Annotated in this window: 11 protein-coding genes; 7 read left to right on the forward strand and 4 right to left on the reverse strand. The window is 67.2% G+C overall.

Annotated elements, in window-relative coordinates:
• Nucleotides 1-26: 26 nt before the first annotated feature.
• The 3 genes from LQV39_RS07435 to cphA (LQV39_RS07445) all read left to right on the forward strand — a co-directional run bounded on the left by LQV39_RS07435 (nucleotide 27) and on the right by cphA (LQV39_RS07445) (nucleotide 5,810).
• Nucleotides 27-1,430: an amino acid permease gene (locus LQV39_RS07435; RefSeq protein WP_290368558.1), complete on the forward strand. Its 1,404-nt coding sequence runs from the start codon at nucleotides 27-29 to the stop codon at nucleotides 1,428-1,430.
• 183 nt (nucleotides 1,431-1,613) lie between these two features.
• Nucleotides 1,614-3,077, forward strand: coding sequence for an iron-containing redox enzyme family protein (locus LQV39_RS07440; RefSeq protein ID WP_230022624.1), 1,464 nt, complete (start codon nucleotides 1,614-1,616; stop codon nucleotides 3,075-3,077).
• A gap of 96 nt (nucleotides 3,078-3,173) precedes the next feature.
• The gene (gene cphA / locus LQV39_RS07445) at nucleotides 3,174-5,810 is read left to right on the forward strand and encodes a cyanophycin synthetase (protein WP_230022637.1); all 2,637 of its coding nucleotides are present in this window, start codon (nucleotides 3,174-3,176) and stop codon (nucleotides 5,808-5,810) included.
• 168 nt (nucleotides 5,811-5,978) lie between these two features.
• Here the strand turns inward: cphA (LQV39_RS07445) and cphA (LQV39_RS07450) are convergent, their stop codons facing one another.
• From cphA (LQV39_RS07450) to LQV39_RS07465, 4 genes are all read right to left on the reverse strand, one after another.
• Nucleotides 5,979-8,576, reverse strand: coding sequence for a cyanophycin synthetase (gene cphA / locus LQV39_RS07450; protein ID WP_230022640.1), 2,598 nt, complete (start codon nucleotides 8,574-8,576; stop codon nucleotides 5,979-5,981).
• The gene (locus LQV39_RS07455; protein WP_230022642.1) at nucleotides 8,573-9,490 is read right to left on the reverse strand and encodes a cyanophycinase; all 918 of its coding nucleotides are present in this window, start codon (nucleotides 9,488-9,490) and stop codon (nucleotides 8,573-8,575) included. The genes cphA (LQV39_RS07450) and LQV39_RS07455 overlap by 4 nt, the downstream gene beginning before the upstream one ends.
• An 11-nt stretch (nucleotides 9,491-9,501) precedes the next feature.
• Nucleotides 9,502-10,413: an isoaspartyl peptidase/L-asparaginase gene (locus LQV39_RS07460; protein WP_230022645.1), complete on the reverse strand. Its 912-nt coding sequence runs from the start codon at nucleotides 10,411-10,413 to the stop codon at nucleotides 9,502-9,504.
• Nucleotides 10,414-10,549: 136 nt separating this feature from the next.
• Nucleotides 10,550-11,017 (reverse strand): DUF2244 domain-containing protein, encoded by a 468-nt coding sequence (locus tag LQV39_RS07465; RefSeq protein WP_230022652.1) that lies wholly within the window; start codon nucleotides 11,015-11,017, stop codon nucleotides 10,550-10,552.
• Between the two features lie 156 nt (nucleotides 11,018-11,173).
• Between LQV39_RS07465 and LQV39_RS07470 the strand changes: the two genes are divergently transcribed.
• The 4 genes from LQV39_RS07470 (at nucleotide 11,174) to LQV39_RS07490 (ending at nucleotide 16,988) form a co-directional block, all read left to right on the forward strand.
• Nucleotides 11,174-12,424 (forward strand): Hsp70 family protein, encoded by a 1,251-nt coding sequence (locus tag LQV39_RS07470; RefSeq protein ID WP_230022662.1) that lies wholly within the window; start codon nucleotides 11,174-11,176, stop codon nucleotides 12,422-12,424.
• A gap of 13 nt (nucleotides 12,425-12,437) precedes the next feature.
• Nucleotides 12,438-13,067: a PolC-type DNA polymerase III gene (locus tag LQV39_RS07475; RefSeq protein WP_230022665.1), complete on the forward strand. Its 630-nt coding sequence runs from the start codon at nucleotides 12,438-12,440 to the stop codon at nucleotides 13,065-13,067.
• A gap of 248 nt (nucleotides 13,068-13,315) precedes the next feature.
• Nucleotides 13,316-14,704, forward strand: coding sequence for a tetratricopeptide repeat protein (locus LQV39_RS26350; RefSeq protein ID WP_290368559.1), 1,389 nt, complete (start codon nucleotides 13,316-13,318; stop codon nucleotides 14,702-14,704).
• A 115-nt stretch (nucleotides 14,705-14,819) separates the two neighbouring features.
• Nucleotides 14,820-16,988: a prolyl oligopeptidase family protein gene (locus tag LQV39_RS07490; RefSeq protein ID WP_230023478.1), complete on the forward strand. Its 2,169-nt coding sequence runs from the start codon at nucleotides 14,820-14,822 to the stop codon at nucleotides 16,986-16,988.
• The last annotated feature ends 37 nt before the right edge of the window (nucleotides 16,989-17,025 follow it).

The following is a 17,025-nucleotide window of genomic DNA, read 5'->3' on the forward strand; positions in this document are numbered from 1 at the left end:
TATCTACTATCGATTGGAGAAACGCAGTGAGTCTTTTTAGAACCAAGAATCTCGACACCATGGTCGCCCATGCCAGTGCGCCAAGCGGGCTGAAGAAGGTGCTCGGTCCCTTCGACCTGATCCTGATGGGCATCGGCGCCATCGTCGGCACCGGTATCTTCGTCCTCACCGGCACCGGCGCCCTGACCGCCGGTCCGGCACTGACGGTTTCCTTCATCGTCGCGGCGATCGCCTGCGGTTTCGCGGCCATGTGCTACGCCGAGTTCGCGTCGACCGTGCCCATCGCCGGTTCGATCTACACCTACAGCTACGCCGTGCTGGGCGAACTCGTGGCCTGGATGATCGGCTGGGACCTGCTGCTCGAATACGGCCTGGCGACTTCCACCGTCGCGGTCGGCTGGTCGGGCTATTTCCAGTCGCTGCTGCATGGCGTCGGTATCGACCTGCCGGCGGCATTGACCGCCGCACCGGGCGCGCGCCCGGGCGTCGACACAATCATGAACTTGCCGGCGCTGGTCATCATGCTGCTGCTGACCTGGATGCTGTCGCTGGGCGTGCGCGAATCGGCCCGTGTCAACAACGTCATGGTGGTCATCAAGATCTCGGTCGTCATTCTGTTCATCCTGTTCGGCTTCAGCCATATCAACACCGACAACTGGGCGCCGTACGCACCCTTCGGCGCTTCGGGCATCATGAGCGCCGCCGCACTGGTGTTCTTCGCCTTCATCGGCTTCGACGCCGTCACCTCGGCTGCCGAGGAAGTCAAGAACCCGAAGCGCGACCTGCCGATCGGCATCATCGGTTCCCTCGCCGTCTGCACCATCCTGTACGTGATCGTGTCGGCCATCATGACCGGTATCGTGCCCTTCCCGAAGTTCGAAGGCGTCGACCATCCGGTTTCGCTGGCCCTGCAGTATGCCGGTGTGAACTGGCTGTCCAAGCTGGTCGACCTCGGCGCCATCCTCGGCATGACCACCGTGATGCTGGTGATGGCCTACGGCCAGACCCGCATCCTGTTCGCCATGTCGCGCGACGGCCTGCTGCCGGCCAAGCTGTCCACCGTGCACCCGAAATACGGCACGCCTTACTTCGCCACCTGGATGGTCGGCATCGTGTTCGGCGTGATCGCCGCCTTCGTGCCGCTGAACGTGCTGGCTGAGCTGGTCAACATCGGCACCCTGGCCGCCTTCTGCCTGGTCTCGGTGGCCGTGGTGGTGCTGCGCAAGAAGCGTCCGGACCTGAAGCGCGCCTTCCGCTGCCCGGGCGTGCCGATCGTCCCGGCCATCGCCGTGATCTTCTGCCTGGCCCTGATGAGCTTCCTGAGCGCCATCACCTGGATCGCCTTCGTGATCTGGCTGGTCATCGGCTTGCTGGTCTACTTCGGCTACGCGCGCAGCCGTTCGCTGCTGCACGGCGTGACGCAGTCGTAATCCTCACGTTTTAGCTTCAAGCCCATCGGGGCGCCCCGGCTCAGGCCGCGGCGCCCCGATGTCTTTCCAGAAAACATTCCATTTTTGTAAGTCCTGTCCGACACTCAGGTGAGACAGGGGCCGCTTACGTGCGCCATACGCGGAACGGATAATCTCGGTAGAACATTTACTAAAAGATTGTCTATGACTACCACGTTCGCTATGGACACGCCTGAGCTGGAGACCGCGCCACAAGCGCAAGCGGGCCAGGCTGTTGCAAGCTCGAAAGCACTATATTTCCAACTGTTCGACAGGCCGCAGGAGGCCGCCGCGGCCTCGCGCGACTACCTGCTGGCGCAGATCGAAGCCGCGCGCCAGGAACCCTGCGAGCTGCCGGAATCCGTTTGGGAACTGCCCGGCTGGATCCAGGACCGCGCCGAGGCCGTCGGCATCGCCTACCGTGAATACCTGGGCGCCCGCAAGAACGGCGCCCCGCGCCGCTACTTCGGCAGCAAATCGCATGCCCTTTACTTCCTGAAGGGCGCCGCGCCGACCAAGCTGGCCGACGGCGCCTGGCTGTACGGCACCCTGGGACGCTGGGAAAACCCGGACTTCCATCCCCTCATCAAGACCTATCTCGAAGAGCTGGGCGACGGCGTGCCGGACAAGAACCACGTGACCCTGTACCGGCGCCTGCTGGCGGCCCACGGCTGCGAGCACTGGGAAAGCCTGTCGGAAGCGCACTTCGTGCAGGGCGCGATCCAGCTGGCGCTGGCATACAATGCCGACCAGTTCCTGCCCGAAGTGATCGGCTACAACCTCGGCTACGAGCAGCTGCCGCTGCACCTCCTGATCACGTCCTACGAGCTGAACGAACTGGGCATCGACCCGTATTACTTCACCCTGCACGTTACCGTCGACAATGCCGGCAGCGGCCACGCGCACAAGGCCGTGCAGGCGCTGCGCAACCTGATGGCGCAATCGGGCGACCCGGCCGCCTTCTTCCAGCGCGTACTGGACGGTTACCGCCTGAACGAGCTGGGCGCCTGCACCACTTCCATCATCGCCGCGTTCGACCTGGAGGCCGAACTGGTCGAGATCTTCACGGCCAAGGCCGCCGTCGGCCGCAACATGCACTCGGATTACTGCCGCGTGGCGGGCCGCTCGATCAACGACTGGCTGGGCGAGCCGAAGCAGATCCCGGGCTTCCTGGCGGCGATGGAAAACGCCGGCTGGATCCAGCGCGGCCAGGAAGTGGAGCACAGCCGCTTCTGGCGCCTGATCCAGGGCGAGCGCGCCGAGATGTTCGGCGTCTTCTCCAGCTACGAGCAGCAGGTGCTGCGCGACTGGATCCAGACCCCGCGCGATGCGGATTCGAGCCAGCGCAGCGCGCGGGTGCTGAGCCACCGCGCGCGCCAGCGCACCCTCGACACGCTGAACCAGCATGCGGGCCGCAGCGGCTACCCGGAGCGCGGCCTGATCCGCCGGCACGCGGCCGGCGCACTGCAGGGCGACGCCGAGCTGCGCGAGCTGGAAGAGAAGGTGGCCGGCGCGGCCGGCAAGACCGAAGCGATGGCGATGCTGGCGCGCCTGATGTCGCCGTCGGTGCACCATACGGCCATTGGCTTGATGGCGACGCGCCTGTATTCGCAGCTGCTCGACGCATAACGGTAACAGCGGCACATAACAAAATTTACGGCGCAATATTCACGGCGCGGACGGGTTCATTCCCCTCCGCGCCTTTCCACGACTGAGGACCATCCCGTGCAAATTCTCGAACAACGATTCCTGCGTGGCCCGAACATCCACGCGGATACGCCCTGCCTGCTGTCCGTGGTCGACCTCGGCGACCTGTACGGCGTCTCGACCCGCGAGCTCCCGCAATTCAACGAAGCCTTGCTGAACCTGCTGCCCTCGCTGGCGGACTACCTGGTGCCGACCGGGCAGCCGGGCGGCTTCGCCCAGCGCCTGCGTGAAGGCACCTACCTCGCGCGGGTGATCGAGCACGTCTGCTTGGCCCTGCAATGCCTGGCCGGCGCCCCGGCCAGCTTTGGCCGCACGCGTCCGGTGGCCGGCACGCCGGGCCAGTATCGCATCGTCTGCGCCTACCAGATCGAGAAGGTGGCGCAGCCGGCCTTCGAACTGGCGGTGGAGATCGTCGACGCGCTCGCGCATGGCGCGGCATCCTTCGACCTGGCGCCGCGCCTGCAGGAACTGCGCGAACTGGCCGAGCACTACGCCATCGGCACCAGCACGGCGGCGGTGCTGGCCGCGGCCCATGAGCGCGGTATCCCGGTGCAGCGCATTACCGAGGACGCGAACCTGTTCCAGCTCGGCTGGGGCGTGAAGCAGAAGCGCATCCAGGCCACCATCACCGGCGAGACCAGCAATATCGCGGTGCGTATCGCCAGCGACAAGCAGCTTACCAAGCAGCTGCTGCGCGAAGCCGGCGTGCCGGTGCCGGAAGGCGAAACCGTCACCACGATCGAAGATGCGCTGCGCGTGGCGCGCCGTCTTGCCGTACCGGTCACCGTCAAGCCACTCGACGCCAACCAGGGCAAGGGCGTGACGGTGGATTGCCGCACCCCGGAAGAAGTCGAGCAGGCCTATGCCTTCGCCCGCAAGCACGGGCGCAGGATCATCGTCGAACGCACCATCCAGGGGCGCGACTACCGCGTGTTCGTGGCCGCCGGCCGCGTTGCCGCGGCGTCCTGCCGGCGCCCGGCCCACATCCTGGGGGACGGCCGCCATTCGGTGCGCGAGCTGGTCGCGATCGAGAACCGCAACCCGGCGCGCGGCGCCGGCCACGCCAACATCCTGACCCAGATCGCGCTCGACGCCCACGCCGAGGACATCCTGCGCAAGCAGGGCTATGCGCCGGATTCGGTGCCGGCGGAAGGCGTGGTTGTGGAATTGCGCGGCAACGCCAACCTGTCGACCGGCGGCACCGCCGAAGACGTGACCGACCTGCTGCCTGAAAGCACGCGCCAGATCTGCGTGCGCGCGGCCGCCAAGATCGGCCTGGACGTGGCCGGCATCGACATCGTCTGCCGCGACATCGGCCTGCCGCTCGCAAGTCAGGGCGGCGCGATCATCGAAGTGAACGCGGCGCCCGGCATCCGCATGCACCAGTACCCGAGCAGCGGCGAGCCGCGCGACGCCGGCGATGCCATCGTCGAAGGCCTGATGGGCAACTCGGACGGCCGCATTCCCATCATCGCCTGCACCGGCACCAACGGCAAGACCACCACAACGCTGCTGATGGCGCACACGGTGCGGCTGGCCGGCCGCGTGACCGGTGCGACGACCACCCACGGCGTCTACGTCGACGGCAAGCAGATCACCAAGGGCGACTGCACCGGCTACTGGTCCGCGCGCACCGTGCTGGCATCGCCCGACGTCGAGATCGCGGTGCTGGAGACGGCGCGCGGCGGCATTCTCAAGCGCGGCCTGGCCTTCGACCGCTGCGACGTCGGCATCTGCCTGAACGTCTCGCCCGACCACCTGGGCCTGGACGGCATCGAGACCATCGAAGACCTGGCCCAGGTCAAGGCGGTGGTGCCGCTGTCCGCCAGCCGCGCCGCCGTGCTGAACGCGGAAGATCCGCTGTGCGTGGCGATGGCGCGCCGCGTGCGCCCGGACGTCGAACTGGTCTACTTCTCGATGAATCCGGACGAACCGGTGCTGCTGCGCCACCTGGAAGAGGGCGGCCGCGCCGCCTACCTGCAGGACAACGCGATCGTGCTCGCCGACGGCAATGTGCACCAGGAGCTGCTGCGCGTGGAAAGCATGCCGATCGCTATGGGCGGGCGGGCGCGCTACAACATCGCCAACGGCCTGGCCGCCAGCGCGGCCCTGATGGCAGCCGGCTTCTCGAACCTGCAGATCGCCACCGGCCTCTCGACTTTCGTCAGCGACGGCAAGACCAACCCGCTGCGCACGAATGTGTTCGAGGTGCGCGGCGTGACCGTGGTCGTCGACTACGCGCACAACCCGGCGGCGTATAAAGCGCTGGCCGAGATGGCGCGCTCGCTGCTGCCGGGCCAGCTGGTCGGCATCGTCACCGCGCCGGGGGACCGCCGCGACCAGGACCTGCTCGAGGTGGGGCGCGTTTGTGCTTCCCGTTTCGACGAGCTGGTGGTGTACGAGTCGTCGAGCCGCGGACGGACTTATGGCGGGGCGGTGGACCTGATCCTGCAGGGAGCGGAGGAGGTGGTCGGCAAGACCGATACGCTGCACCGCGAGCTGGAGGTGGGGGAGGCGATCCGCCTGGGCCTGTCCTTGTGCGCGCGTGGGGATGTGCTGGTGTTTGCCTGCGGGTCGTCGCTGGACGTGTTCGTGGAGGCGATCCGGGAGATGGATCCGGAGAGTGCGGAGCGGATTGCGGCGCAGGCGGGGTGAGTTTTTGTCTGCGCTGGAATGACAACGGGCCTGCGAGGCCCGTTTTCTTTTGTTGGCTTGTAAACGTCATTCCCGCGAAGGCGGGAATCCAAGGCTCGTATGCATAGTGAGGCTGAAGGCAGTACTATGAACTTGGATTCCCGCCTTCGCGGGAATGACGGCTTGTGCTTACGCCGCCTCAGTCTCGATCCGCCTCGCCACATCCGGCGAAGTCGGCCGGATCGCCTCCAGCAGCTCGCTGATATCCGACCCACAGCCGAACACCAGCAAGTCTCCCGGCACGCAACGCGCCAGACCCGCACGGATCGCCTTGTGCACATCCAGCTCGACCTGCAGGCGGTCTTCCTCGAACTTCGCCAAACGGATGCCTTCGACCAGCTGCGCAGCCACCGAACCCGCTGCACGCCCGCGGTTCTCGGTTTCGTACACGACCAGTTCATCGAAGCCCGAGGCGCAGGTGGCGCCGATGTCGACCAGGTCCGCATCGCGGCGGTCGCCCGGCGCGGCCACCACGCCGACCAGGCGGCCCGGCGTCATTGCGCGCGCGGTTTCGGCTAGGGCGGCGTAGGCGGCGCTGTTGTGGGCGTAGTCGACGATCACGGTCACGCCGTCGACGTCGAACAGGTTGGTACGCAGCGGGTTGCTCTTCCAGTCGGAGACGAAGCTGCGCAGGCCGTCCTCGATCTCGGCGTTGCTGAAGCCGCTGGCGACCAGCGCGGCCGCTGCGGCCAGGCTGTTGGCGATGTTATAGCGCGCGGCGCCCTTCAGTGTTACCGGCATCTGGCGCACGTCGGCGATCGCTTCGTGGCAGCTGGAGTCGGCCAGCACGATGGCGTTGTCTTCGAAATAGACCGCGCGGCCGCCTTTTTCCAGGTGGCGCAGCAGGACCGGGTTGTCGGCGTCCAGCGAGAAGTAGAGCACCTCGACCTTGTTTTCCACGTCAGCCGCCAGTTCGGACGCCATCGCCACGCAGTGGTCGTCCTCGGCGTTCAGCACGACGGCGCGCGAGGCGCGCCGGGCCACCACTGCCTTGACCTTCGCCAGCTCCTCGACGGTGTCGACGCCGTCCAGGCCCAGGTGGTCGCCCGCGACGTTCAGCACCACGGAGACGTCGCAGCGGTCGTAGGCCAGGCCGCGCTTGAGGATGCCGCCGCGCGCCGTTTCCAGCACTGCGAAGTCGACGTCCGGCGAGGTCAGCACGCTGCGCGCCGAGCGGTAGCCGGTGCAGTCGCCTTTGGCGATCTGCTGGCCGTCGATGAACACGCCCTCGGTGGTGGTGACGCCGGTGCGCATGCCCGTCATGCGGGCGGCATGGGCGATCAGCAGGGTGGTGGTGGTCTTGCCGTTGGTGCCGGTCACGCCGATCACCGGGATGCGGCCATTGTCTTCGCCGAACAGGGCGTCGACGATGGCGCCGCCGGCGTCGCGCGGGGTGCCGCGGCTCGGGTACTGGTGCATGCGGATGCCCGGCGCGGCATTCACTTCGATGATGCCGCCGCGCTGCTCGCGCAGCGGCTGCGAGATATCCTGGCACACGATGTCGATGCCGGCCACGTCCAGCCCGATGGTGCGGGCGGCGCGGATGCAGATCTCGCGGGTTTCCTCCGGCAGCAGGTCGGTCACGTCTTCCGCGGTGCCGCCGGTGGACAGGTTGGCGTTGCCGCGCAGGTCGACCGATTCGCCTTCGGGCGGCACGGAATCGAAGTCATAGCCGGCTTTCGCCAGCACCTGGGCCGCGATCTCGTCGAGCGGGATCTTCGTAAGGATGTTGGTATGGCCGTCGCCACGCGCCGGATTGCGGTTTTCGGTTTCGACCAGTTCGCGGATCGTGTGGATCCCGTCGCCGGTCACGTGCGGCGGACGGCGCCAGGAAGCGGCGGCGATCTTGCGGCCGGTGACCAGCACGCGGTAGTCGCGGCCGCGCAGGAATTCTTCGACGATCACGTGGCGGCCGTATTTGCGCGCGAATTCGAAGGCGCGCTCGACTTCGTCCGGCGTCGAGCAGGCGGTGGTCACGCCCTTGCCCTGGTTGGCGTCGAGCGGCTTGATGGTGACGGTGCCAATGCGGCGTGCGATGCGCTGGGCCGCGGCCAGGGTGGTGACGGTCTCGCCGGCCGGGACCGGACAGCCGGCCTGGTCGAGCAGAGTCTTGGTCAGCTGCTTGTCGCTGGCGATGCCGACTGCGATGTTGTTGGTGGCGCCGGTGATGGTGGCCTGCAGGCGCTTCTGCTTGCTGCCCCAGCCCAGCTGGAACAGGTTGGCGTGATCGGTCAGGCGCAGGCTCGGGATGCCGCGCTTGTGGGCGGCGTTGACCACCGCGCCCGTGCTGGTGCCGATCGCGTAATCCTGGGCGATCTCCTTCAGCTCAGCAAGCGCGGTGTCGAGATCGAAGTCCTCGTGCGCAGCAATGGCGCGGACCAGGTCCTGGGCGGTGCGCAGGGCGGCGCCGGCCGCCTGTTCGATCGCATAGCCGCAGACCACCCGCAGCAGCGCGGGATTGCCGCTTACGGCCAGGCTCTGGCTGAAGCTGCCGGCGGCGCCGGCGAGGCGCTGCAATTCCATCGTGACCGGCTCCAGCGCCTCGGCAGGGGAGCTGCAGTCGGACAGGCGCGCCGACGCTTCGGGCGGCATGCCGGGGAGTTTCTCGAGCAGCCGCGCGCCGAGGCCGGCCACGCTGATCTCTTCATTATCGATGACGGCCGTCAGGCAGGGCGTTGCGGCGTACAGGTTGGGGCCGCGCAGGAAGCGTTGTTCGGTGATTCTCATGAGAGCGGGTTCCGTTTCGTTACGTTTTCTAAAAATTCGAGCAGCGATTGCGGGATGCGGTGTTCGACGGCGACATCGTCGCCGTCCGGCAGGCGGTACTTGCTGCCTGCCGGCAGCAGGTGCAGGCGGACGTCGATCAGTTCCGGGGTCTCGCGGTCGGAGATCTCGGCGATATTGGTGCTCATATGGCGGCCGTCGACGATGGTGACGGCGCCTTCGCCCAGCACCTCGATGCCGACGCCGCGCTCGACGATCAGCGCGGTGTCCTCGTCGATGCCGATGCCCTGCAAATACGGGTTCTGTGCTACCACCGACAGCAGGCGCGAAAGCCGCTGGCGCTCCGAGAAGTGCTGGTCGATCACGACCTTGTGCAGGAAGCCGAGGCCGGCGCCCAGGCTGACCGAACCCTTTTCGGGATGCAGCTCGACGCGCCCGGTGGCCAGCATGTGGCCCGACATGGCCGAGGCGCCGGCGCTGGTGCCGCCGATGCAGGCGCCGCGCAGCTTGAGGGCGGTGTGCATCGCGCTGTCGAGGGCGGTGCCGCCGATGATGGCCAGCAGGCGCTTCTGGTCGCCGCCGGTCATGAAGATGCCGGTGGCATCGACGATGTCCTTGATGTGCTCCCGGTCGTTGGCGCACTGGCGGCTGGCCAGGTGCAGGTGGACGCGCTCGCGCACGCCCAATTCGCCGAAGGCCTTGTCGTACATCTCCCACATCTGGTCGGCGACCGAACTGGCGGCCGAGATCACGACGATCCTGGCGTCCTTGCCGCCAGAGAGTTCGACGAAGCGGCTGAGGATCTCCATGTCGTGCTTGCGGTCTTCATGGCCGCCGATGATCACCAGGTGGCCGTTGCTTTCGCGCACCCGGCGTTCCTGTTCCTGCTGTTCTTGCGTCTGTGCTCGTGCATTCATGGGATGTGCTGTCAGTCCTTGATGAGTTTTGCCAATGGCATGTCGCGGTTGCCCCAGGCGCCGGCCTCGGTGCGGCTGACCGCGACCAGGCCGACGTCGATGTCCTTGTCGAACAGGGCGATGCCGCGCTTGAGCGCCTGTTCGAGCGGCATGCCGTCCTCGATCCAGCTGTAGACGCGGTGGGCCAGCAGGTGGCGCACGATGTGTTCGCCGATGCCGGTGGCCGCCACCGCGCCGTGCGGGCCGGCGTAGAAGCCGCTGCCGATGATGGGCGTGTCGCCGACCCGGCCCATCAGGCAGGGCGCGGAGCCGCCGGTGGAGACGGCCACGCCGAAGTGGCCGTCCGGTGCGCGCACCACGGCGCCGACGGTGTCGCAGGCGGCGCTGGCCGGCAGCGTCAGCGGCGCCTGGTAATTCCAGAAACGCATGAAGGCCTTGTTGTCGACGCCGGGCATGGCCGGGGCCGAACCCGCGAGTTCCTTCAGGATCTTGCGGTGGTCTTCGCGCTGGTGTTCGGAGATCTTGTTCCAGGTCGGGTGGCGGATCGCAGCCGCGAAGCGGTTGGCGCCTTCGCCGGCCAGGAACCAGTGCGGCGTGTCGCACACCGCACGCGCCAGCAGCACCGGGTTCTCGATGCCCTGTACGCAGGCCACGGCGCCCAGACGGCCGCGCGTGTCCATCACCGAGGCGTCCATCTCGACCGTGGCGCCATCCAAGCCCAGCGCGGCGCCGCGGCCGGCGTTGAAGCGGCCGTCGTCTTCGAGGACGGTGACGGCGGCAATCGCCGCTTCCAGTGCGTCGCCGCTGATGCCGTATTCTTCGAACCCGCGGCGGGCCGCGAGCTCGCAGCCGTCCTTGTAATCGGTCGGGCTGCCGACGCCGCCGTGCACGACAATCGCAAAGTCCCCATGCGTATTGCTCATTCTTCTTCTCCAAAATGATGCATGCCGCGCCTAATTGCCGGCGCGGCATTGATAGTTCCACATTATGCAAATGATGCAGAAATTGAAACATCGGTACCCTGGCCGTGTGTATGTAAGACGGCGCTGACACGAGGCTTCAGTGCATCACGGAGATCTGGCGCAGGGCCAGTCTGAGTTCGCGCGCTACCTGGCGGCGCCGGGCGTCGTTGACGAAGCGGCCGATGTCGACCCGCACCCCGCGCGATTCCAGCGTGACCAGGGCCCGGCGCGGACGGCCAGGCGCCGCGGCGGCGTCGGTGAGCACCCGGGTCCAGAGCGGATCGAGGCGCGACTGGCTGCGGACATTCGCCTGCACGCATTCGACCAGCAGGCAGTCGCTTGACAAGGAGATGCGTTCGCGGTCGAGCGCGTGGCGGGCATACAGCAGCAGGGCCAGGCCGACGCAGCCAAGCTCCAGCAGCGAAAAGGCCAGCACCATCCAGAAGCCCTGCAGCAAAAAGGCGAGGGCGACCGACAGCGACAGGATGCACAGCACGGCATAGGCGCGCGCCACCTGGCGCGGCGTCATCGAGCAGTTGCGCTGCAATGTGCACTCGTAGAGCATCCTTGCCTTTCTGGTCAGTAGCAATAATATAAGCCCGTCACCTGCGCGCACGATTGCCGGCACGCGGGGCCGCGACATGGCCCGGGCTGGCGGGACAGGCCCGACTTCTGGTAACATCTCGCCCCTTTCCCTTTCCCTTCTTCTGGTCAGGCATCCATGGCGAACGCTTGCGGCGTCGATTTCGGCACTTCCAATTCCACCGTCGGCTGGGTTCGTCCCGGCCACACCAGCCTGCTCGCGCTCGAGGACGGCAAGGCGACCCTGCCGTCGGTCGTGTTCTTCAATGCCGACGACGAGCAGGTGCGCTACGGGCGCGCGGCCCTGGCGGACTACCTGGAGGGCTATGAAGGCCGCCTGATGCGCTCGCTGAAAAGCCTGCTCGGCACCAGCCTGATGGATGGCCAGACCGAAGTGGCCGGCCGCGCGCTGCCTTTCCGCCAGCTGCTGTCGCACTTCATCGGCGAACTGCGGCGCCGCGCCCAGCAGCAGGCCGGGCGCGAATTTTCAAGCGCCGTGTTCGGCCGCCCGGTGTATTTCGTCGACGACGATCCCGCCGCCGACCGCCTGGCCGAGGACACCCTGGCCGAGATCGCGCGCGCCGCCGGTTTCAAGGAGATCGGCTTCCAGTACGAACCGATCGCCGCGGCTTTCGACTACGAGTCGCGCATCGAAAAGGAAGAACTGGTCCTGATCGCCGACATCGGCGGCGGTACCTCGGACTTCTCGCTGGTGCGGCTGGGCCCGGACCGCGCCGGCCGCATCGAACGGCGCGAGGACATCCTCGCCACCGGCGGCGTGCACATCGGCGGCACCGACTTCGACAAGTATCTGAGCCTTGCATCGGTGATGCCGCTGCTGGGTTACGGCAGTGCGCTGGTCTCGGGCGCACCGGTGCCGTCCAGCTATTATTTCAACCTGGCGACCTGGCACACGATCAACCAGGCCTACACCCGCAAGAGCACCGCCCAGCTGGAAGATCTGGCGCGCGATGCCGCCGAACCGGCCAAGCTGGCGCGCCTGCGCAACTTGATCGACGAGCGCGCCGGCCACTGGCTGGCAATGCGGGTCGAGGAAGCCAAGATCGGCCTGTCCGGCACGCCGCTGGTCGAGCTCGACCTGGACCGGCTGTCGCAGCCAGAGCGCCTGCAGGTCGAACGCGCCGTGTTCGAAACGGCGATCGCGGGCCTGGTCGACCAGGTCGGCGCCACCGTGCAGCGCCTCCTGGGCGAGGCCGGGGTCGCGGCCGACAAGGTCGATACCGTGTTTTTCACCGGCGGCTCGAGCGGGGTCGCTTCCCTGCGCGAACGGATCGCCGCCATCGTGCCGCAGGCGCGCCGCGTCGAGGGCGACCTGTTCGGCAGCATCGGATCCGGTCTCGCCATCGACGCCGCGCGCAAGTTTGGATAATTGAAAGACTGCCATGTTTGAACGTCCCATCGTCATGCTCGACTTCGAGACCACCGGCCTCTCGCCGGAGTCCGGCGACCGCATCACCGAAGTCGCCGCGCTGCGCATCGCCGGCGGCGAGATCGTCGAGCGCTATGTCTCGCTGGTCAATTGCGGCGTGCGCATTCCGCCCTTCATCACTTCGCTGACCGGCATCACCCAGCAGATGGTCGATACGGCGCCGCTGGCCGAGGACGTGGTGCCGGAGCTGATCGAGTTCATCGGCGGCGACACTCTGGCCGCGCACAACGCCAGCTTCGACGAAAAGTTCCTGAAGGCCGAGGGCGCCCGTCTGGGCCATGCCTGCCGCCATGCCGGCCTGGTCTGTTCGGTCAAGCTGTCGCGCCGCGTGCTGCCTGGCCTGCCCAGCTACCGGCTCGGCGAACTGGCGCGCTCGCTCGGCATCGCCTTCCGCGGCACCGCCCACCGCGCCGAGGCCGACGCCGAGGTCGCCGCGCATCTGCTGTTGCATATCGGCCGCCATCTTGGCCAGTCCTATGGGCTGGGACCGGTGCCGCCGGACTTGCTGGTGGCGATCAACCGCGTGGCTGCCGCCAAGGTGTCGGGGTTCATGGACACCTACGTCACCAGGCACTGCCGCTAGCCTGTGCGCGAAGCCCACAGTTTGTGGGATCACAACGGCGGCTCCGGCTGCCACGCGAGATTTTCGCGACAGTTGCGCTGGCTCTGCATCGCCGCGAGTTTTCCGCGATTTTTTTCCGCGCTGAAGCTTTGCCTCTCTGTGACAGATCAAGCCCGTCGGATTCCTCCTAGTTAGACTTTTGACAATTCTTGCGGCGCCGCGATTAGGCGGTTCCGCCGTCAATTTGTCCGATTTTTCCTGGAGCGATCATGCAGCACTCTGACGTGTCACCGGAAAATTCCGTGCTGGTGTGGTTCGCCCGCGCGGCCGAGCGTGGCGACGCCTATGCGCAGTTCAACCTCGGCCTCATGTACAAGAACGGCGACGGCGTGGCCCGCGACGATGCCCGTGCCGCCGAATGGCTGCGCCGCGCGGCCGAGCGCGGCCTGGCCTTCGCCCAGAACCATTACGGCACCCTGGTCTACCAGGGGCGCGGCGTGGCGCAGTCGGACGCCCAGGCGGTGGGCTGGTTCGCGCTGGCCGCGGAGCAGGGCGATCCCTCGGCCCAGCAGAACCTGGGCGACATGCTGCGCGCCGGACGCGGGGTGGCGCGCAGTCCGGAGCAGGCGCTGGGCTGGTACCAGCGCGCGGCAAGCCAGAACCTGCCCAGCGCCCAGCACCTGCTCGGCGAATGCTATCTGCGCGGCGAGGGCGCCCCGGTCAACCATGCACTGGCGGCGGCCTGGCTGCGCAAGGCGGCGCTGGGCAAATACGCGCCGGCCGAAGTGGCGCTGGGCCTGATGCTGCGGCGCGGGCAGGGCATGGCCGCCAACGATCTCGAGGCCGCCTACTGGTTCCGGCGCGCGGCCGGCCGCGGCGATCCGGCCGCGCAGCGCCTGCTGGGCCTGTGCTATCTGGACGGCGTCGGCGTGCCGCGCGACGACAAGGCGGCGCTGCCCTGGCTCCACTGCGCCGCCGGCCAGGGCGATGCCGAAGCCCAGTTCAGCCTCGCGCTGCTGCTGGCAAGCGGCCGCGGCGGCCCGCGCGACGAAGCCGAAGCCCTGGCCCTGACGACCCGCGCCGCCAAGCAGGGCCACATGCTGGCCCAGTACAACCTGGGCAATATGTACGCGCACGGGCGCGGCGTGCCGGCCGACGTGCGCCAGGCCTTCTACTGGTACCGCCTGGCCGCCGCCCAGGGCGCCGCCAACGCCCAGTTCACCCTGGGCGTGATGTACGCGAACGGCCAGGGCGTGCACCGCGACGAGGCCACGGCCGTCGAATGGTACCGGCGCGCCGCCGAGCAGGGCGATGCCAGCGCCCAGAACAACCTTGGCGTCATGTACGCCACCGGGCAGGGCGTGGACCAGGACGACGCGGAAGCGGTGCGCTGGTACGTCCTGGCCGCCGAGCAGGGCCACGCGCTGGCCCAGTACAACCTGGGCGGCATGTACAACAGCGGCCGCGGCGTGCCGCGCGACAGTGTGCGTTCCTACATGTGGATGCTGCTGGCGGCCGACGCCGGCGACCCGGCCGCGAGCGCCAACAAGGCCATCGTCGCGCGCCGCCTGTCGGCCCGCGAGATCGAGGATGCCCGCGACCTCAGCCGCCAGTGGCGGGCCCGTGCCCCGGCACGCGAGGAGCGGCGCACGGCGTGAGCGCCGGTGTGGCATGTTGCTTGAAGAATACTTGTCGGTGGAGCAATTCGCACGCTATCATGCTTGAAGGCATGAGCCACTTCGTTTACCGACAGAGAGAACAATCACCATGCGCATGAGACACGCCACCCTCGCCGCCGCCGTCGCGGCCGCTTTCCTCAGCTTCGGCAGCACCGCTGCGGTCGCCCAGTCTTGCTCCGGCACGCCGCTGGCTTACCCGGTCGCGAAAAAGGTCGACCAGACCGACGATTACCATGGCACGAAGGTCGCCGATCCCTACCGCTGGCTGGAAGACGCCAACAGCGCCGAGACCAAGGAATGGGTCGACGCGGAAAACAAGGTGACCCAGTCCTGGCTGGCGCAGATCCCCGAGCGCGAAGCGATCCGCCAGCGCCTGACCCAGCTCTGGAACTACGAGCGCTACAGCGTGCCGTACAAGGAAGGCGGCCGCTACTTCTTCAGCCGCAACGACGGCCTGCAGAACCAGTCCGTGCTGTACACGATGAAAACCCTGTCCGACACGCCGCGCCTGCTGCTCGACCCGAACACCCTGGCTGCCGACGGTACCGTCGCCCTGGCCGGGCTGGCGGTGAGCCCGGACGGCAAGCTGCTGGCGTATTCGACCGCCGCCTCGGGTTCCGACTGGAACGAAATCCGCGTGCGCAACGTCGACACCGGCAAGGACCTCGAAGACCACATCCAGTGGGTGAAATTCTCCAGCACCGCCTGGACCCGCGACGGCAAGGGCTTCTTCTACAGCCGCTACGACGCGCCGAAGGAAGCGACCAAGCTGGCTGACGTCAACTACTTCCAGAAGCTGTACTACCACAAGCTGGGTACCCCGCAAGAAGCGGACGTGCTGGTCTACGACCGCCCGGACCAGAAAGAATGGGGCTTCGGCGGCAACACCACCGACGACGGCCGCTACCTCCTGATCACGGCGACCAAGGGCACGGCGCACAAGTACCGCGTGTTCTACAAGGACCTGTCCAAGCCGGATAGCAAGGTCCTCCCGCTGATCGACAACTTCGATGCAGGCTACGATTTCATCGACAACGTCGGCAGCGTGTTCTACTTCGCCACCGACCGCAATGCGCCGCGCAAGCGCATCGTCGCCATCGACGTCAACAAGCCCCAGGAAGCCAACTGGAAGACCGTGGTGCCGGAAAGCCAGCAGACGCTGGTCTCCAGCCACATGGTCAACAAGCAGCTGATCAACGAATACCTGGCCGACGCGCGCAGCGTGGTCAAGGTCACCGACCTCAAAGGCAAGCAGGTGCGCGAGATCGCGCTGCCGGGCATCGGCTCGGTGTCGGGCTTCGGCGGCAAGCAGGGCGACAGCGAGACCTTCTTCTCCTTCACCGGCTTCACCACCCCGACCACGATCTACCGCCTCGACATGAAGAGCGGCGCCACCTCGGTCTTCCGCAAGCCGGACGTGAAGTTCAACCCGGCCGACTACGAGACCCGCCAGCAGTTCTACACCAGCCGCGACTCTACCCGCGTCCCGATGTTCATCGTCTCGAAGAAAGGCCTGAAGCTGGACGGCTCGAACCCGACCTACCTGTACGGCTACGGCGGCTTCAACATCTCGATGACCCCGGGCTTCTCGCCGGCCAACCTGGCCTGGATGGAGATGGGCGGCGTCTACGTGGTCGCCAACCTGCGCGGCGGCGGCGAGTACGGCGAAGCCTGGCACGAAGCCGGCACCAAGCTGAAAAAGCAGAACGTCTTCGACGACTTCATCGGCGCGGCCGAGTGGCTGGTGAATAACAAGGTGACCTCGCCCTCGAAACTGGCGATCGGCGGCGGCTCCAACGGCGGCCTGCTGGTGGGCGCGGCCATGACGCAGCGTCCGGACCTGTTCGGCGCGGCGATCCCGATGGTGGGCGTGATGGACATGCTGCGCTTCCACAAGTTCACGATCGGCTGGGCCTGGACCTCGGACTACGGCTCGTCGGAGAACGCGGACGAGTTCAAGGCGCTGGTGAAGTATTCGCCGCTGCACAACCTGAAGCCGGGCACCTGCTATCCGGCCACCATGATCACCACCGCCGACCATGACGACCGTGTGGTGCCAGCGCACAGCTTCAAGTTCGCCGCCACCGCCCAGGCGGCGCAGGCCGGCGGCAATCCGGTGATCATCCGCATCGACACCAAGGCCGGCCATGGCGCCGGCAAGCCGACCGGCAAGCAGATCGAGGAAGTGGCGGACCGCTGGGGCTTCCTGAGCAAGGCGCTGAAGATGAACGAAGCGCCGCAGGCGATGGGCGGCGCGCAGTAATTCGCTGGAGTCGTCAGTAGAGAATGGCGCACCCGGG

The sequence above is a fragment of the Massilia sp. Bi118 genome (genome assembly GCF_918697865.1).
GTDB lineage: Bacteria > Pseudomonadota > Gammaproteobacteria > Burkholderiales > Burkholderiaceae_D > Telluria.